14 protein-coding genes and 1 tRNA gene are annotated in these 16,535 nt (G+C 58.9%); 3 read left to right on the top strand and 12 right to left on the bottom strand.

The genetic code is table 11. The features are described 5' to 3' along the window. Positions 1–2: 2 nt before the first annotated feature. The 6 genes from C8K61_RS22130 to C8K61_RS22105 form a co-directional block, all read right to left on the bottom strand. Complete coding sequence (locus C8K61_RS22130; protein ID WP_218277833.1) at positions 3–1,172, bottom strand: DegT/DnrJ/EryC1/StrS aminotransferase family protein; 1,170 nt, start codon at positions 1,170–1,172, stop codon at positions 3–5. A 37-nt stretch (positions 1,173–1,209) separates the two neighbouring features. Further along, positions 1,210–2,181 (bottom strand): transketolase family protein, encoded by a 972-nt coding sequence (locus C8K61_RS22125; protein WP_108098468.1) that lies wholly within the window; start codon positions 2,179–2,181, stop codon positions 1,210–1,212. Next, positions 2,178–3,011, bottom strand: coding sequence for a transketolase (locus tag C8K61_RS22120; RefSeq protein ID WP_108098467.1), 834 nt, complete (start codon positions 3,009–3,011; stop codon positions 2,178–2,180). Before C8K61_RS22120 ends, C8K61_RS22125 begins: the two co-directional genes overlap by 4 nt. Beyond that, the gene (locus C8K61_RS22115; RefSeq protein WP_108098466.1) at positions 3,004–3,957 is read right to left on the bottom strand and encodes a GDP-L-fucose synthase; all 954 of its coding nucleotides are present in this window, start codon (positions 3,955–3,957) and stop codon (positions 3,004–3,006) included. The genes C8K61_RS22120 and C8K61_RS22115 overlap by 8 nt, the downstream gene beginning before the upstream one ends. 2 nt (positions 3,958–3,959) lie before the next feature. Then, positions 3,960–4,868, bottom strand: a complete 909-nt coding sequence (locus C8K61_RS22110; protein WP_256589519.1) for a kinase — start codon at positions 4,866–4,868, stop codon at positions 3,960–3,962. 87 nt (positions 4,869–4,955) lie between these two features. Next, complete coding sequence (locus tag C8K61_RS22105; protein ID WP_108098464.1) at positions 4,956–6,482, bottom strand: B12-binding domain-containing radical SAM protein; 1,527 nt, start codon at positions 6,480–6,482, stop codon at positions 4,956–4,958. Positions 6,483–6,852: 370 nt separating this feature from the next. On the opposite strand from C8K61_RS22105, the gene C8K61_RS22100 reads away from it, so the two are divergent. Both C8K61_RS22100 and C8K61_RS22095 read left to right on the top strand, forming a co-directional pair. Then, entirely contained in the window at positions 6,853–9,720 is a 2,868-nt protein-coding gene (locus tag C8K61_RS22100; protein ID WP_256589518.1) for an EAL domain-containing protein, read from the top strand. Positions 9,721–9,806: 86 nt separating this feature from the next. Continuing rightward, positions 9,807–9,883: transfer RNA gene (locus tag C8K61_RS22095), tRNA-Met, on the top strand. 141 nt (positions 9,884–10,024) lie between these two features. On the opposite strand, the gene C8K61_RS22090 is transcribed toward C8K61_RS22095, so the two are convergent. Then, positions 10,025–10,330, bottom strand: coding sequence for a DUF3658 domain-containing protein (locus C8K61_RS22090; protein WP_108098462.1), 306 nt, complete (start codon positions 10,328–10,330; stop codon positions 10,025–10,027). A gap of 284 nt (positions 10,331–10,614) precedes the next feature. Between C8K61_RS22090 and C8K61_RS26700 the strand changes: the two genes are divergently transcribed. Further along, positions 10,615–11,244 (top strand): hypothetical protein, encoded by a 630-nt coding sequence (locus tag C8K61_RS26700; RefSeq protein WP_146174329.1) that lies wholly within the window; start codon positions 10,615–10,617, stop codon positions 11,242–11,244. On the opposite strand, the gene C8K61_RS22080 is transcribed toward C8K61_RS26700, so the two are convergent. From C8K61_RS22080 to C8K61_RS22060, 5 genes are all read right to left on the bottom strand, one after another. Then, a complete protein-coding gene (locus tag C8K61_RS22080) occupies positions 11,175–12,173 on the bottom strand; it encodes a tyrosine-type recombinase/integrase (RefSeq protein WP_108098460.1) in 999 nt (332 codons plus the stop codon). The two genes, C8K61_RS26700 and C8K61_RS22080, sit on opposite strands and share 70 nt — an antisense overlap. Next, positions 12,170–13,453: a hypothetical protein gene (locus C8K61_RS22075; protein WP_108098459.1), complete on the bottom strand. Its 1,284-nt coding sequence runs from the start codon at positions 13,451–13,453 to the stop codon at positions 12,170–12,172. Before C8K61_RS22075 ends, C8K61_RS22080 begins: the two co-directional genes overlap by 4 nt. Positions 13,454–13,575: 122 nt before the next feature. Beyond that, positions 13,576–14,871, bottom strand: a complete 1,296-nt coding sequence (locus tag C8K61_RS22070) for a zonular occludens toxin domain-containing protein (protein WP_108098458.1) — start codon at positions 14,869–14,871, stop codon at positions 13,576–13,578. A gap of 2 nt (positions 14,872–14,873) precedes the next feature. Next, positions 14,874–15,230 carry a DUF2523 family protein gene (locus tag C8K61_RS22065; RefSeq protein WP_108098457.1) on the bottom strand — a complete coding sequence of 119 codons (357 nt, stop codon included), beginning with the start codon at positions 15,228–15,230 and terminating at the stop codon, positions 14,874–14,876. 3 nt (positions 15,231–15,233) lie between these two features. After that, positions 15,234–16,160: a hypothetical protein gene (locus C8K61_RS22060; protein ID WP_146174328.1), complete on the bottom strand. Its 927-nt coding sequence runs from the start codon at positions 16,158–16,160 to the stop codon at positions 15,234–15,236. Between the last annotated feature and the right edge of the window lie 375 nt (positions 16,161–16,535).

Genomic DNA, 16,535 nt, shown 5'->3' with positions numbered 1-16,535 from the left:
GCTTACACGCGATTGAGGTAGTGGCACAGTTCATCGATTTCCTCATCCCGCAGGTCCGGAAAATTGCCGATGTAAAACCCGTAGAAGTGCACGTGCTCGGTCTGTGGAAACTCGAGGTGGTAGTCCGCCGGTACGATTCCCTTGAGGTACGGCTGGCGCAGCTGGTTGCCGCCGCCGGCACTGCCGCGGCGAAACTCGATACCACCTTCTTTCATATGCACCATGAGGCGCTGCACCAGCGCCTCATCCGGCTCGCGCAGGATCAGGTTGAAGGCGTAGTTACTCGAGCCTTCCAGCTTGAAGTCAGTGCGAAATTTCAGCGGGTCGATGCCATTGAGAAAGCGCCGCAGATTCTGCGTTCGACGCTCGACGTTGGCCGACAGGCGCTTCAGTTGCTTGCGCCCGAGGATGCCGCCGATCTCGGTATTGCGGGTATTGAACGCCGGGAAGGCGAAGATGAAATCCGGGTTGAGCTGCGGGTTGGCCTGCTGATACTCGGCGCGAAACTCCGGGTCATTTGCCTCGCGGACCATGCCATGTGAGCGCAGCATGCGTGCCTGCTGGTAAACCAACGGGTCGTTGGTGCAGATCATCCCGCCCTCGATGGTGCTCATATGGTGGGCGTAGTAATAAGAGAAGTTGGAGATCCAGCCCAGGCTGCCCAGGCGATGCCCGTTGTGCTCGGCGCCATGGGACTCACAGACGTCCTCGATCAAGGGAATACCGCGGCGCTCCAGCTCCTGCAGCACCCCGTCGTCGATGCCGTCAAAGCCTTGCACATGGGTAAGGAACACCGCGCGGGTGCGTTCGTTCAGCTTGCTGAGGATGCCCTGCGGCGCCATCGCCAGCGTGCTCGGATCGATATCGGCAAACACCGGGGTGAAGCCGTTCTGCAGCACGCTGGCGATGTCCGACACCCAGGTCAGCGGCGGCACCAGCACTTCACCGCCCTCCGGGTGGCGGAGCTTGAGCAACGCCATGGTCAGCAGATTCGCCGAGGCCCCGGAATTGACGAACACGCTGTACTTGACCCCCAGCCATTGGGACCATTCCTGCTCGAAGGCTTTCACGTGTTCGCCGTGGGTCAGCTTGGGGTCGTCCTGGCGCAGGTGCTCGATCACTGCATCCAGGTCTTCGCGCAAGATGTTGTTGCGCATCAGGGGATATTTCATCGGCAACGGATGCTCCGTGGTCAAAGTGGCTATGTGGTCAGAGTGATTGGTCAAAATCGCGGACTTTCTGCAGCACTGCCTGACTGCCGATACCCACCTGTTCATGCAGGGTTTGCCGGTCGCCCAGTTCGAATCGATAGTGCGGCGCCACGCCGATATTCAGGAACGGCTTGCCCGGCAGCCGCCGCGACAGCAGGTTGAACAGCAGCGAATCCACCCCACCGGCGCCCTGGAACCCTTCCTCCAGCGAGACGATTCCCCGGGCACGCTGAAGGCATGTCACCAGGGCTTCTTCGTCGAAGCGGCTGAGATCGAACAGATCGATCACGTTCACCTTCACGCCCTGTTCGGCCAACTGATCCGCCACCTTGAGCGCCGTGTGGGTCATGTAGCCGGTCGCCACCAGGCACAGCGCCTGGCCCTCGCCGTGGACATGAAAACCGCGGCTGAAATCCGGCCGCTGCTGGCTGTAGAGCACCGGCAGAACCTGGGCATCCAGGCGCAGGTATTTGATCCCGGGGCGGCTCAGGCAGGCGCTGGCCAGCAGGCTGGAGGTGACCTGATCCGCCGGAGAAAACAGCTGCATGTTGGGCATGCTGCGCATCAGGGTAATGTCTTCATAACACTGGTGGGTCGGCCCCGAGACCACATAGCTGTAGCCGGCGCCCACGCCGATCAGGGTGACGTTCAACGGCCGCACGGTGGAGAGCAACGCCAGGTTGACGCGGATCTGCTCGAAGCAGCGCATGGTGATAAAGGGCGCGATGGCGTAGGCAAACACCTTGAAGCCTTCCAGCGCCAGCCCTGCCGAGACGTTGATCAGGTTCTGCTCGGCAATCCCGACATTGACGAAGCGCTGCGGGTAACGCTCGCGAATATGGTCGAGCACCGGCGAGCCAAAATCGGCGGTGACGAAAAACACATCGTCACTCTCCATGGCCTCGAGAATCGAGGTGAGCAAGGTGTCGCGCATGGCGCGTGGTTTTATCGGCGCTTGCAGTTCGCTCATGCTCGGCCCCCCAGCAATTGCGCCATCAGTTCCGGGGCGATGGGGGTCACGTGCGACAGGGGCGCGTTTTCCAGCCCCGGCACCCGGTGGCCCTTGCGGGTGTTGACGATAATGGCCTGGGGTTTTTCCTCGGTACTGGCGCGACTGGCATTCAGCGCCGTGGCAATCGCCTGGGGCGAGTGCCCGTCAATCACCACCTGCGCCTGCCAGCCGAAGGCGCTGAACTTGGCCTGCAGATCACGGTGGGAAATGATCTCGTCGGTGGCGCCGAGCATGCTGATCTGGTTGTTGTCGACCAGCACCGTGAGGTTGTCCAGGCGATGCTGCGCGGCAAACATAAAGGCTTCCCAGTTCGAGCCCTCATGCAGCTCCCCATCACCGGTGAGCACATGCACGCGTTGCGTCTGGCCGCGACGCTTGAGCGCCAACGCCATACCGGCAGCCACCCCGACGCCATGCCCCAGTGAACCGTTGATGGTTTCGTAACCCGGAATCACCGGGTCGGGGATGCCACCGAGAAAGCTGCCCGCCATGCACACCCGTTCCAATTCGGCCGCCGGGAAGTAGCCCAGATCGGCGAGGATCGGATACATGCACAAAGAGCCGTGGCCCTTGCTGATGATGCAGCGGTCGCGGCCTGGCCAGAGTGGCTCGGCCGGGTTCTGACGGAGGAAACCACCGTAGTACAGGGTGACGAAAATCTCGATGGGCGACAGCGAGGACGCCACTCGGGTCTCAGGCGAACGCTGGTGGATCTTCAAGGTTTCGCGCCAGACCCAATGGGCTTTTTCCGCCAACTCTGCGGCTACCGCCGATTCAATTTCATGCATGGCCGCTCTCCAAAAAAGACCCATAGGTTTGGCGGATGCCGGCTTCCAGCGCGATGCCCGGCTGCCAGCCGAGGGCCTGGATGCGTGAGCTGTCGAGCAGCTTGCGCAAAGTGCCGTCGGGGCGTTCGGTGTCCCAGCTGATATCGCCCTGGTAGCCCAGGATGCGGGCGATCAACTGAGCCAGCTCGCTGATCGGCAAGTCATAGCCGCTGCCGATGTTGATCGGCAGTTCGACGGCGCCAAGGTCTGCGTCCAACAGCAAATGGCAGGCAGCCGTCAGGTCGGCGGCATGCAAAAACTCGCGCCGTGGCCGACCGCTACCCCAGAGCGTGGTGATCGGGTCGGCGGCTTGCACCGCGCGGTGAAAGCGGTTGATCAAGGCCGACAGCACATGCCCGGTCTGTGGATCGAAGTTGTCGTTGGGCCCATAGACGCTGTTGGGGATCACCGGAATAAAGCGCTGTTCGCCGTACTGTTGGTTGTACGCCAGGCACATCTGCACGCCGGCCAGCTTGGCCATGGCATAGGCCATGCTGGTGACTTCCGGCTTGCCACTGAGCAGCGCTGTCTCCGCCATGGGCTGCGGGCACTCGCGCGGGTACATGCAGGACGAGGCGAAAAACAGCAGGCGCTCTACCCCGTTGTGGTGGGCGCTGTGGATGACGTTGGTCTGGATCTCCAGATTGCGGGTAATGAAATCCGCCGGGTAGGTGAGGTTCTCGACAATCCCACCAACTTTGCCCGCGGCGAGAATCACCACCTGCGGACGTTGCTCGGCAAAAAATGCAGCGACGGCCGCTTTGTCAGTCAGCTCCAGTTCTTCGTGCCCGCGCAGAATCAGTTGGCTGAAACCGGCCGCGGTAAAGTGCCGGACAAACGCCGAACCGATCATGCCCCGGTGCCCGGCGATGAATATCCGTGTGTGCTTAGAAAGAAGCAGCGGCATGCTCAAAATCCATTGGGCTGGTAAAGAACCACACGGCTTCCCGAGTTCTCAAAACGGAACGGCACGTGGACCAGATCGCCCATGCACTCACGCACCTGCCGCTGCAACTCGGGCTTGACGAAAAACAACATAAAACCGCCGCCCCCCGCCCCTAGCAACTTGCCGCCCATGGCCCCTGCTGATCGGGCGGTGTCATAGATGAGGTCGAGGTCCGGGTTGCTGACGCGATTGGACAGGCTCTTTTTCAGGCACCAGCCCTCATGCAGCAGGGCACCGAAGTCATCCAGCGAGCCAGTGGCCTGCAGCACGGACATGGCTTCATCGGCCATCTGCATCATCTGCGTCAGCTCGTTGTGGCGGGCGGAAATGTTCTGAATCTGGCTCTGGGCAATTTCAGAGGCGATGCGCGAAAACCCGGTGAAGAACAGCATCAAATGATCCTGCAGGTCCTGTAGGCGCGCGGCCGGCAGGATGATCGGTGCCACACTGAAATCACCGTTTCGATGGAAGTCGATACGGTTGAAACCGCCGTAGGCCGCCGCCACCTGATCCTGCGAGCCGACGCTTTCCTTGATCAGATTCTGCTCAACATGAATGGCCATCTTCGCCAACGAATCGTGGCAAACCTGCTCGCCATTAAGCGCTTTCAAGGCATGCAGAAGGCCGACGGTAAAGGACGAGCTCGAGCCCAGCCCCGAGCGTGCCGGCAGATCGCCGTCATGGTGAATCTCCAGGCCTTGGTCACAGCACATATAGCGCAGCACTTCGCGCACCGCGGGGTGTTGAATCTCGCTTGGCTCCATCACGTTCTCGATGGCGGAGTAGACGATGCGGTACTTGTGATCGAAGAAGGGCGGCAGGTGGCGACAGTTGATATAGCAGTACTTGTCGATCGAGGTGGATATCACCACCCCACCCTCGTTGCGATACCAGCCGGGGTAGTCAGTGCCCCCGCCAAAAAAAGAGATGCGGTACGGCGTGCGAGTCAATATCACCGGCTAGTCCCCAAGCAGTTGGCGGCGGAGCTTTATGCGCGTCATCGCTTCGATGTTCTGGCGCTGCACAAGGCCGAACTTTTCCTGGACCAGATCCAAATACAGCGGATTGGTGAAGTACTGCTGCCAGGCTTCATCGCGAAATTTCAACACCTGAGCGGCTGACAAATACTTGGTAGGCAGTGGCTCACACTCGTACGACAAAAACGCAAAACCCTCATAGCGGGACGGCAACTTCCAGCCGTTTTCCCGTGCGGCCCTGTGCATGGGGCTGCCGGGCAGTGCCTGGCAAGGGTACATATTGGTCATTTCACAATTCAGCTCGATGGCCAAATCGAGGGTTTGCTGCATGGTTTCCAGCGTGTCGTCGGGAAAGCCGAAAATGAAATTGCTGATGACGTTGATGCCGGTGTCGCGAATGCCATCGCACACCTCGCGGATGTTCACCTCTTTGAATGAACCTTTGGATACCTCCTGACGAACCATCTGGTTGCCTGCCTCGACACCCAGCGCCAGCCAATTCACCCCGGCTTTTTTGAACGTCTCCAGGGCATCGCGACGAACCGTGTCGACGCGCGAGTAGGTCCACATATTGAAATTGAATTCGCGCTCGATGACCTGATCGAGAATCGGCTGGTAGAACTTGCGATTGAGGAAAAACATCTCATCGCTGATGCGCAGGGTATGCACGCCCAGACGCGCCAGTTTTTCCATTTCGCGCATCACCCACGCCGGGCTCCAGAAGCGCATGCCACGAAAGCTCGCGGCATCGACGTCATCGGAGTTATCGGTGCGGTTGAGGATATTGATCATGCAAAAGTTGCAGCCGAAGTTGCAGCCCAGCGAGGTGTAGATCGCCGCAAAGGGAGTGCGGTTGCCGTGATCGAAGCCGGCGTGCCAGAAGTGCGCGCGGTACAGATCCAGCGGGCGTTCTTTGTAGGGCAGCAGATCCCAGGCATAGCCCGGCAGATCGATGTCCATCCGTTCCTGAGGCACCAGGCGCTCCGGTGGATTGAGCATCGGCATGCTGAAGTTGGCCGGGCCCGATTGCTTGTAACCGATGCCTTTTATTGAGCTGAGGTCATCGCCCAGGTTGCTTCTGAGCAGGGAATGCAGGGCGTACACACCCTCGTTGAGCAACACGATATCGACACAGCCATGCGCCAATACCTCGCGAGGCAAGGCACTGACGTGTGAGCCAACAAAGCAGATCTTGAAGAGCGGCGACTGCTCCTTCAGCGCACTCGCCAGCTCCAGCGCGCCGATCATGCTAGTGGTGCCGGAATTGGGGTTCTGCCCGTAGACCACAAAGACCACAAGACGCGCCCGATACTCTTCGATGCGCAACACCGACTGCTCCAGGCTAAGGCGCTGGGCATCGCAATCGAGAATCGCCGTGGCAAAACCCAGGCTGCGGCACGACTCCGCTAAAAGCAGAGACCAGGTGGGCGGCTCTATTGCTGAGTACACATCCGCCAGCCCCTGATAGGCCTTGGCTGACGAGTCTGGCGTGACGAATAAAACATCCATAAGCGCTGCAATTCCTTCTACATTCTGCCTATTCCAAACTGAAGCCCCCTCCTGCAGTCAGTTCCCGCGCCAGCGCAGACCAGGCCTGCACTCGACGCCAACTTTGGCTCGGCGTCCATTTGCCAAGACCAAGAATTCTAAGAACCGTACTACCGGCAGATCAGCGGGTGCCTCATCTCGCCATCGACTCATCGACACTAGCTGCACTTACCCATCTATTCCATTTTTGGAAATAAAAAATACTGCTCCTGCATCCTTTCGTTTGGTCTATGGCGCGGCCGACGGCACAGCGCCATGCCGACAAGCGGCTTGCCAGCCCCGGCGTATGGCCCGAAGATGGGGCCCAGTCAGTATCTGGCTTGGAGCGCCAATGAATTCGTCCACCCTGCCCCACGGCTCGCCGCACGCGGCGGCGTTTGCCAACGCCATCGACACCCTGCTCGAGGCGGCCAGCCAATGGCCGCAGACGCATGAGTGGGCCTGGTACCGGGTGAACGATCACTTGCACCTCAGCGGCCAGGGCGAAGCCAACGCCGAATGGCCAGCCCATATGGCGGCAGAGCAACTCGACCGCCTCTGCCAGAGCCGCCAGTTGAAACGCTGGGCCACTGGCAGCGGTGAGCACGTTCTGGGTTGGCTCCTCGCTCCCCAGCACTGCAGCGACGACGACAACCGTGCTCTGGGCGAACTGGCCCAACAGTTGGCCCTGCACACCCAGGCCGTAACCCTGGCGCGGGCGCAACTGACCCAACGGGTGCTGTACGAAATCACCTACTTGGCCACCTCCACCCGCGAGCGCTCCGAATTTCTAATGGGCGTGCACCAGCAACTGGCCAGCCTGATCGACGCGGAAAACTTCTACCTGGCGCTGTACGACTGCGACACCCGCAAGATCACCTACCCCTACTACGTCGACATCATCGACACCGAGGCGCTGGAAGCCGAGACCTACGAGTACCTGAACCCGGACCACCTGTCCCTTACCGGCATGGTGCTCACCAGCGGCCAACCACTGCTGATCGACGCAGCAGGCATTTATGCCGCCGAAGCCGCGGGGCGGTTTTTCTGCGTGGGGCACAAACCGGAATTCTGGATGGGGGCGCCGCTGAAGAACGCCTCCGACGAAGTCTTCGGCATGCTCGCCATGCAGGTGTACGAAAAGTCGCGGGTCTACAGCTCCGAAGACCGCGCCCTGTTTCTGGTGGTGGTGCGCCACGTGGCCATGGCGCTGGACCGTATCCTGCACCGCGCCGACCTTGAAGAAACGGTGTCGCGCCGTACCCTGCAACTGTCCGAACTGAACCACACCCTGCGCCAGGAAGTGGCCGACCGCGAACGCGCCGAACACCTGCAAAGCGCCCTGTTCCAGATCACCGAACTGTCCAGCCAGCCGGGGGAAATGGTCGACCTGTTCCGCGGCCTGCACAGCATCGTCGGCGAGCTGCTGTTCGCCCTCAACTTCTATATCGCCCAGTTCGACCGGCAGACCGACGAAGTGAGTTTCCCCTACTTCGTCGACGAACAACGCAGCGACCCACCGCCCTCGCGCCGCGGCCGCCGAGGCCTGACCGAATACGTGATTCGCCAGCGCCGCCCCTGCCTGATCGACTACGACGAAGCTTCGCGACTGATGGACATCGGCGAGATCGAACGGACCAAAGAACCGGTGCGCTCGCAATCCTGGCTGGGCATTCCACTGTTCGCCGACAACGACGTGCGCGGCGTGCTGGTAGTACAAAGCTACGAACCCAACGTGCGCTACAGCCTGCGCGACCAGGACTTGCTGACCTTCGTATCACGGCACATCGACACCGCCTTCTCCCGCCGCAACGCCGCCGAAGCGGTGCAGGCCGCCAACCTGCAGCTTGAAGAAAGGGTGCAAAGCCGCACCCGCGAACTGGACTACGCCAACGCCAAACTGCAGCACGAGAACACCCACGACGCGCTGACCGGCCTGCCCAACCGCAGCCACCTGCAACACCGCCTGAACCTGGCCTGGAACGACTTCCACGACCACGGCAAGCAACTGGTGGTGATGTTCATCGACCTCGACCGTTTCAAACTGATCAACGACAGCCTCGGCCACCACTTCGGCGACCTGCTGCTCACCGAAGCCGCCGCCCGCCTGCGCGCCTGCCTGCGCGGCAGCGACCTGCTGGCGCGCCTGGGCGGTGACGAATTCGCCGTGCTCGCCCCCGGCGCCCCGCTGGAAGTGGCCATCGGCATTGCCGAACGCATCCTCACCGAATTCGATGTGCCCTTCGCCATCGACGGCCACACCCTGTTTTCGTCATGCAGCATCGGCATCGTCAGCGCCGACCAACAGTTCCACCAGGAACCCGCCGACCTGCTGCGCGACGCCGACACTGCCATGTACCGGGTAAAAAACGCCGGCCGCGACAGCTTTGCCGTGTTCAACCAGGAACTGCGCCGCGAAGTCTCCGACCAGATGGAACGCGAAGGCGCCCTGCGCAACGCCCTGAAGCGCAGCGACGAACTGATTCCCTACTTCCAGCCCATCGTCAACGTACGGAGCGGCGAACTGGTGGCCCTGGAAGCATTGATTCGCTGGCACCAACCAGACGGCAGCGTGCTCGCCCCCGGCTACTTCCTGCCGGCCCTGGAAGGCCTGCGCCTGATCGGCCGGCTCGACCTGTACATGCTCAACGGCGTCGCGGAAATACTCGCCCAGCCCGAACACGCCAACTGGCCACCGGTGCACGTCAACTGCTCCAGCTACAGCATCACCCGCCCGGAATTCGCCGAAGAAGTCCTGGCCCTGCTGGCCCGCCACCAGATCGCCCCGGCGCGCATCTGCCTGGAACTCACCGAAGGCGCCCTGGTGGCCGAACCCGCACAAGCGCAACGGACCATGCAGCAGCTCTCCGACCAAGGGATGAGCGTGGTACTCGACGACTTCGGCTCCGGCTTTTCATCCCTGAGCTACGTGCACCAGTACCAATTCAGTGGCCTGAAGATCGACAAATCCTTCATCTTCGAACTCACCACCAGCTCACGCAGCCGCGCCATCGTGCGCGCCATCGTGCGCATGGCCGAATCATTGGGACTGTCGGTAGTGGCCGAAGGCGTCGAAGACGAAGCCACCCTGCAACTGCTGCGCGAGATCGGCGCCGGCCAAGCACAAGGCTACTTCTTCGCCAAACCCCTGGCCCTTGAGCAACTCACCCAAAACCCGCTCATGCAGCCCAACGGCGTCGCCCAGAGCGACACCCACTAAATACCTAAGCGCTTGATCGTGCGTGAAAAAAGGAAGGAATTTAAGCTTGACAGCCAAGCCCGAGCCAAGAATAATGCGCGCCACTTGGCTACATAGCTCAGTTGGTTAGAGCATAGCATTCATAATGCTGGGGTCCGGGGTTCAAGTCCCTGTGTAGCCACCAAACAAAACAAAGGCTTACCTTCGGGTAGGCCTTTGTTGTTTCTGGGTAGTGACTACAAAGTGACTACAGCTTGTCTACAGCGGAAGCTAGCAGCTTCGCGACACCTGCGACCGCACAGCCTCCGAGCAAACCTCGTCAGGATCAGGTACGCGGTAAACGCCTTACCTCACCGCGCCCAATTTTCAGCAAGTCCCCTTGCGCCTCAATCCGTCCTTGCTCAAAAAGACTTACCAGTCGCTGCGAGTAGTAGACATCTGGAATGTCATTGAATCGGCCTTGTGTCTTGATCATGGTTAGCCCCACAACCATTGCATTCTTGCGCCAGCTTTCTATAACGTTTTCTAAAAGCCCATTATCAATTTCGTTTACATCTGACGAAGAAAGCTTACTTACCGCTAACTCCTGAGCCTCGCTCAACGGCGGGTCAATTGTATAAATTTCGCTCACAACTCATCCTCCTAATGGTCACGCGCATTTCCTGGGCGCGCTGCTGATTACCTCGCCTCCACATCCCACAAGGGGAAGCGGCGCTTTTTCATAATGCTGGGGTCCGGGGTTCAAGTCCCTGTGTAGCCACCAAACAAAACAAAGGCTTACCTTCGGGTAGGCCTTTGTTGTTTCTGGGTCCAGACTACAAACAGACTACAGACTGTCTACGCCTTCTCCCCTCCCTCGAATTCCATCGAATCCCCGTTTAGACTTCCCGCAAATACCAACTGGCTGGATAACGGATGATCGAGCAAACAAACAGCGCCCTTGATCAAGTTCGAAACGATGTTTTCGTTCTGATCGGGAAATGCATGCTTAACCTTCAGCTCTACGAGCGAAGGCTCAAGCGCGTATTGCCTCATTTTGAGTTCTCGAGCGATGGCCCCACCATCGAAGAGCAGACAGAAAAGTTTTCTAAAATGACGTTGGGCGGCCTTGTCGGTCAGTTGGTGGACAAGGCCTATGAACACGAGGCCAAGCAGGAACGACCACTAACGCCAGCCACTACCATGAGATTTACCACTCGTTTCAGCGTCGGAGCCGACGCAAGTGAAGTCGAGCAGATAAAGAACGACCTTACAGACTTGGTCGCAAAGAGAAATCTACTGATCCATCATTTCCGTGACCACTATAAGCTTCAAAGCGAAGACGACTGTTTAGCGGCGAAAACTTTCCTTGATAGCCTAAATGCTGAGGCCAAAAGGTCAGTGCTGCATATCGAAGCAATCGCAGACAGAATCGACAAAAGTAGACGGCGGCTTGCTGAGTACTTCGCCTCAGCAGAAGGCCAGGAATTATTCAATCAGGTAATGGAAGCTCTAGAAAAACCTGACTGTGCCAACGGTGAAAACCTTAGCGCCGACTCAAGGTGATCAGGTGACAAGTGGGCATAGCGCATGGTCATCGCGATCGACGAATGCCCCAAGATCCGCTGAAGGCTGAGAATGTCACCGCCGCCCATCATGTAATGGCTGGCGAAGGTGTGCCGCAGGATGTGGGTCAGCTGGCCTGGCGTGTTGAAGCCGCAGCGCTCATAGGCACCACGGAAGGCAGCACGGCAGGACATGAACAACCGCCCTCCCCCAGGCATCCCCACCTTAAACGCTTCCGCCTCAACCTCTGGCGGGATCGGCACCGAGCGAGACTTACCATTCTTGGTGCGGTGAAAATGCACCTTCCCGCCGTAGATGGCCGAGCGTGTCAGGCTTTCCGCCTCATCCCAGCGAGCGCCAGCAGCCAGGCAAATCAGGGCAACCGGGTACGTGTGGTTATTGGTCGATTTGCGGCACTCACTCAGCAATTGGCCGACTTGCTCCAGGGTGAGAAACGACAGCTCCGTTTGGTCGGTCTTGATCTGCCGGATGTTGGCTAGTGGGTTGGTGCCAATCCATGCACCAAGGCGAATTAGCTCGGAAAACACCGCCGACAGGTAGCGCTGTTCATGGTTAACCGTGTGCGGAGAAACGTCTTTGAGGCGGGCTTGCCTGTACCTGGCCCAGGCCAACGAGTCGAACTGCGAAGCCCTAGGATTCCCCAAACGTTCGACGACAGCCTGAGTACGAGCAAGTCGCGCTTTTTCGTCTTTAAGCGAGCACCCGTGAAGGTCATACCAAACCTGCACCAGATCTAAAAGGCGATCATCCAGGGGCCGTCCGGTCTGGTTCAGGGTGTTGAAGTAGTCGGCCTCATACCGCTGCGCAGCAGACTTCGTAGCGAACCCTTTCTTGCGGACCCGACGCCCGGACCGACCATCCTCATAGAAATCAGCGGTCCACGTTTTGCCATCCTTGCGAACCGTCATACAGCCCTTCCCCACCGAACACTGCGCTCTTCAAGAAGGGCTTTGATGTGCTTGTAGAGGTCGTGTTCAGTCATGTCCTTAGCGGCGTAATGATCGCGGATGACTGCCCAGCAATCCCATTGCGTGAGCGTCTCAAACGCCTTTTTTGCGCCCACCTTTTCCCTTGCCAGCAAGCTGACGAAGTTGCCCAGGAAAAGCTCCACGTTCTTACCGCTAAAGCCTCTGCTGGTCTTGTAATAGCGTTTGTAGTCGGTCTCGTCGAGCAGCGAATCGGCCTCAATTTCGACCTTCACGTCATCGCGAATAAGCGACCAGATGGGCATGAAATAACCCGGGCGGGCCAGCAGCTTGAACTGGGCCAAGCCGTACCGCCACAGGCCGTCCAGATGGGAGGAAAACGCCTCAAACGACCGGGTGTCGATAGTGTTGCCGGTAGCCAGATCAGTAGATCCACTCGCAAACTGCTGGATGATGGAATGGTGATACCGCAGCTCGATGCGCCAGACGTCTTGCTCTGGGTTGTAGTTGTTGGGGTCGTCGTGATCGAACGAGTCACGGCGACGCCACACGCTTTCCCAGTAGTCCAGTTTGTCAGTGGCTCGGGCTTGCTCGGTTTTGTTGTAGAGGCAGAGTTGCACGCCGTTGGCCGAGCCAAACATCGAGGTTTCACCACGCCCGTAGACGCTGGATTTCATGTGCCAGTGCAGTTCATTGATACCCGAGATATCACGATGGGTACGAGCCCGGCAGTGCATGCGTGCCACCAGATCCTGCGGTGGAACCCAGCCCTGTAGATCTAGCGCCAGGTGCACGGCGCATTGGTTGATTTCCAAGTGGGAGAGCACAGCGTCAGCGTAGAAGTCGAGCCGCGCTTGCAGGCGCGCAGGCGACAAGTTGTCGATGGCGTGGGGCGAGACTTCGATTTTCAGGTGTGGGCCAATGCTGTCGATTTTGGCGTTGAAGTTCTTCACCAATAGGATGATGCCGAGGTCAGCATTCTGGAGCTTGTACTGGTAACCAGAGTCCTTCCCTACCCTGCCGGAATGCCAACGGTGACCAGCGAAATCGACAATGGCACCAGGGGTTTCAAACAGGGCCATGATTTCCGGACGGATCATGCCTTTGTACAACTGGCGCACGGTATCGACACCACATCGGAGCAGGCGAACGTCTGCCAGATCCACGAAACCCATCTGCTCTGGGTCGACAAAAAGACGGCTTGCCGAATCGACCAAACCGGTCAGCAAGTTGATGCGTGTGAAGTCTTTTATCTTGGCCATTTTTTCCAATTACTCTGGTTTAGTCTGGTCGTTCAGTTCGTTTTGTATGACGTGTTACAGGGACGTCACCTGGCGGCTCGCTTGCTCTGTACCGAGCCGCGCGCTCGCCGCCTGGCTAGCCCTCAATCGAGCAATGTTCTTGGTGCAGGGGTGTACGGGATGCCCACAACACGCGTGCCCGTTTGAGCCTCTGGCGGGGTGTTCTGAGTGGTTGGCTGGGTGATGGTCGGCGCAGCGTTGATGCCCGCCATTTCGACGCGCTGGCCACGTTGGTTGACCTGCGGCGCGATGCCAGGGCACGTGGCTTGGCCCTTGAAGCCCAGCGGGTGCGAGATATCCACCAGGCACGGTGAGCGGACTCTGACCTGATACCCCAGCTTGGCCAGATCCTTGAGCGATTGCCTGAGCACCGCCCCGCTTTCATCCACCACATCGACCAAGCCGAGCGGTTCGGTCTTGGTTTCGAGGATGGCCCGGATAACAAAGCTACGTGGTGCGAATGGGTGGTTTAGCTCAACAGGTGGTGCAGCAGCTTGGCGGCCACCCAAAGAAACAGGCAGTACATCAGCAGCCACGTCACCAATATTTTGAGCAGGCGCAGGACCAGGCGGAGCAGCTTTAACAGCGGCGGGAGCAGGTGTTTCTTTATGGGCGTTAGCAGGGCCGAAATCGACGCCGCCAAGAGAAAATACAGCGACAAAAACAGCGGCAATAAATGCCAGGAGAAAAAGTAATTTAGGTTGGCGCCAAAAGCTTTTCCCGGCCGTGGTGTCTTGGGAGACCCCGGTGGCGGTGGACTGGTAGAGCTTGAAGGTGTCGGGCTTGATTCGCTTGTATTCAATGATGGTGCCTTCAGCGGGGGCACGGTTGAGCTGGGCGTCATGCTGGGCCTCCTTGTAGCGGCCGGATATGCCGATCACGGCGAGGTTGGAATGCTTGTAGGCCATCTCGCTGGTCATGCGGATGTCGTCGCGGATGTAGCTGATGTTCGGCGTGGTCAGAACAACGTCCCAGTTCCAGTGTCGGTGACGGGTCCAGCCGTCGAGCCAATCCATCGGCCGATCGGCAGCGGCCGCCGCTTCACTCCCACCAGGGAAATCGAACTGAGCCAGGTCCTTTTCCCGCCACGCCTTGGGGAACACCAGCTGGGTTTCGTCGAAGATGATGAACGCGCCCCGCGGTGCCCATTGGAACCACGAACGCATCTTTTCCATGTCGGCCCGAACCTCGAGGTCGAGGTTGATGATGTCGACCGATTCGGGCAGCTCCGGCATCACCTGCAGGACCCTTTCCAGGGTGAAGCCACGTATGTTGGTGATGATCAGCCGACCGGCCTTTAAGGCGCGTACAGCATCGTCTTGGATAGCGCCGGAAGTCTTGTAGGAGCCGTTGGGGCCATGGTGAATTTTGATGGCCATGGTCAGCGCCCTATGAACGGTACGAAGCGCAGAACGAACCGGGTAGAGAGCCCGGAGAACAGAATGTTTAGCGCCTGCGGGATGCCGAAGAAGGACAGACCGGACAGCACCTCAGCCGGAAGCCCTGAATACATCTGCTTTATCTGCTGGGTAATGCCGATGCTGTTGACGATGTCCTGAGCCGCTTCGAACGCGACCTCAAGGGCAAAAATCTGCATCTGAATAAACGAGTACAAAGCCGCCTTGGTGAGAATCACCATGGTCTCTTTGATCAGCGTGTAGATGCCGGTGGTTAGGAAATCCCACACGTACTGGAAGAAGGTAAAAACTTGGTCGAGCGCACCACTGAGCCATTCCATGAGTTAGTCCCTCAGAATGAAGAAGCCGGCCAGGATCGTGGCGCAGGCTAGGAGGATGTATTTGAGGTAGATGAGTTGGTCTTCAAACTTGGCGGGGCAGAAATCGAGGGTGGTGTTGATCTTTAGGGCGTTGACCGGAATTTTGTAGCAAGGCAACGCGCCGCCACCGGTGCCGATGTTCAGATCGAAGGCACCCGAGAAGAGGTTTGAATATTGATCAATCAGGCCATCCAGTTGCTGGCGGCCGGCAGCAATCTTGTCTTCCCACTCTTTACCGGTTTGGCCAAAGCCCACGGAGTCGATTTTCACCAGGGACTTGGTCGGGCCGGCAACGCCTTCTTCTTCCTTCTCTTCCGACTCACCAGGGGTGGTTGACTCCTTACCGCCGGAGCCGCAGTTATCGCCTTTGCAGCTGGAAGACTCACTGCCCTTGGTGCCGTTTGAGTTGGTGTTGCTGACGTTGGTCACGGTGGTGCTGGTGGTCGAGCACGCTTTAATGCCGATGCAGTTTTTGGTGGTCGTGGTGGTTTCTGTCGTGGTCTTCATCCCACCATCTGGCGTTGCCTCGGTGGTTTGTTTGACCTCCTTTGTGGACTGCGTGGCCTTGGGGCCTTTGTTGGCCTGTACGCACGTAAGCATGCCGTTGATTTCACCAACGGCACCCCCTTTGGCTGCACAGGCTTGGTTGTCTTTCATGATGTCGGTGGTCTGGCAGTTGGACTGCTGACGACCTTCCGCATCGGTCACCGTGGCGGTGCACTCGGTATCGGTGGACGACTCGGTAGGCGGCGACATTTGGCAGTTGTCGCCGCAGGTTGCGTCGATCGGCGTGTTTGCCGTGCAGGTTTCGCCGGTGTATTCGCCTTGCACGTCGTAGTCGACACCCTCGTCGACCAGGCGCTTTACGGGCTGAGCGCTGGTGATGGCCAAGGCGCAGCCAGAAACGCACATTTCAAAGTCGAATGAGTGCAGCCACATGCTGTGGCTTTGACCGATCTTGGATTTGCATTCAGACGGTGCCGGGACACAGAACCCAGTCATGGTGTCGCGGATCTGCCCTACTGGGCAGGGAGGAATATCGCAGCCGCCAGTGTCTGGGTTGTACAACCCACCGGCGGGGCAAGATGTACCAAGGCGAAAAAGGGTTGAAGTCGGATTGGTGACTTGACCGTCTGACTTACGAACTCGATCAATGACACAGGTATAAGTGGTGTCATTAACGCGGGTGATCGATTTGATCGTAAATGTGAAGTTGGTGGACCCAGCGGCATAGGCGACCCTACTAGCCTCACAGGCTGAAGCCCT

Origin of the sequence: Pseudomonas sp. GV071 (genome assembly GCF_003050835.1) — a bacterium.
Taxonomy (GTDB): Bacteria; Pseudomonadota; Gammaproteobacteria; order Pseudomonadales; family Pseudomonadaceae; genus Aquipseudomonas.
The sequence above is the reverse complement of the archived record's forward strand: the minus strand, read 5'-3'. Positions and strand labels throughout refer to the sequence as shown.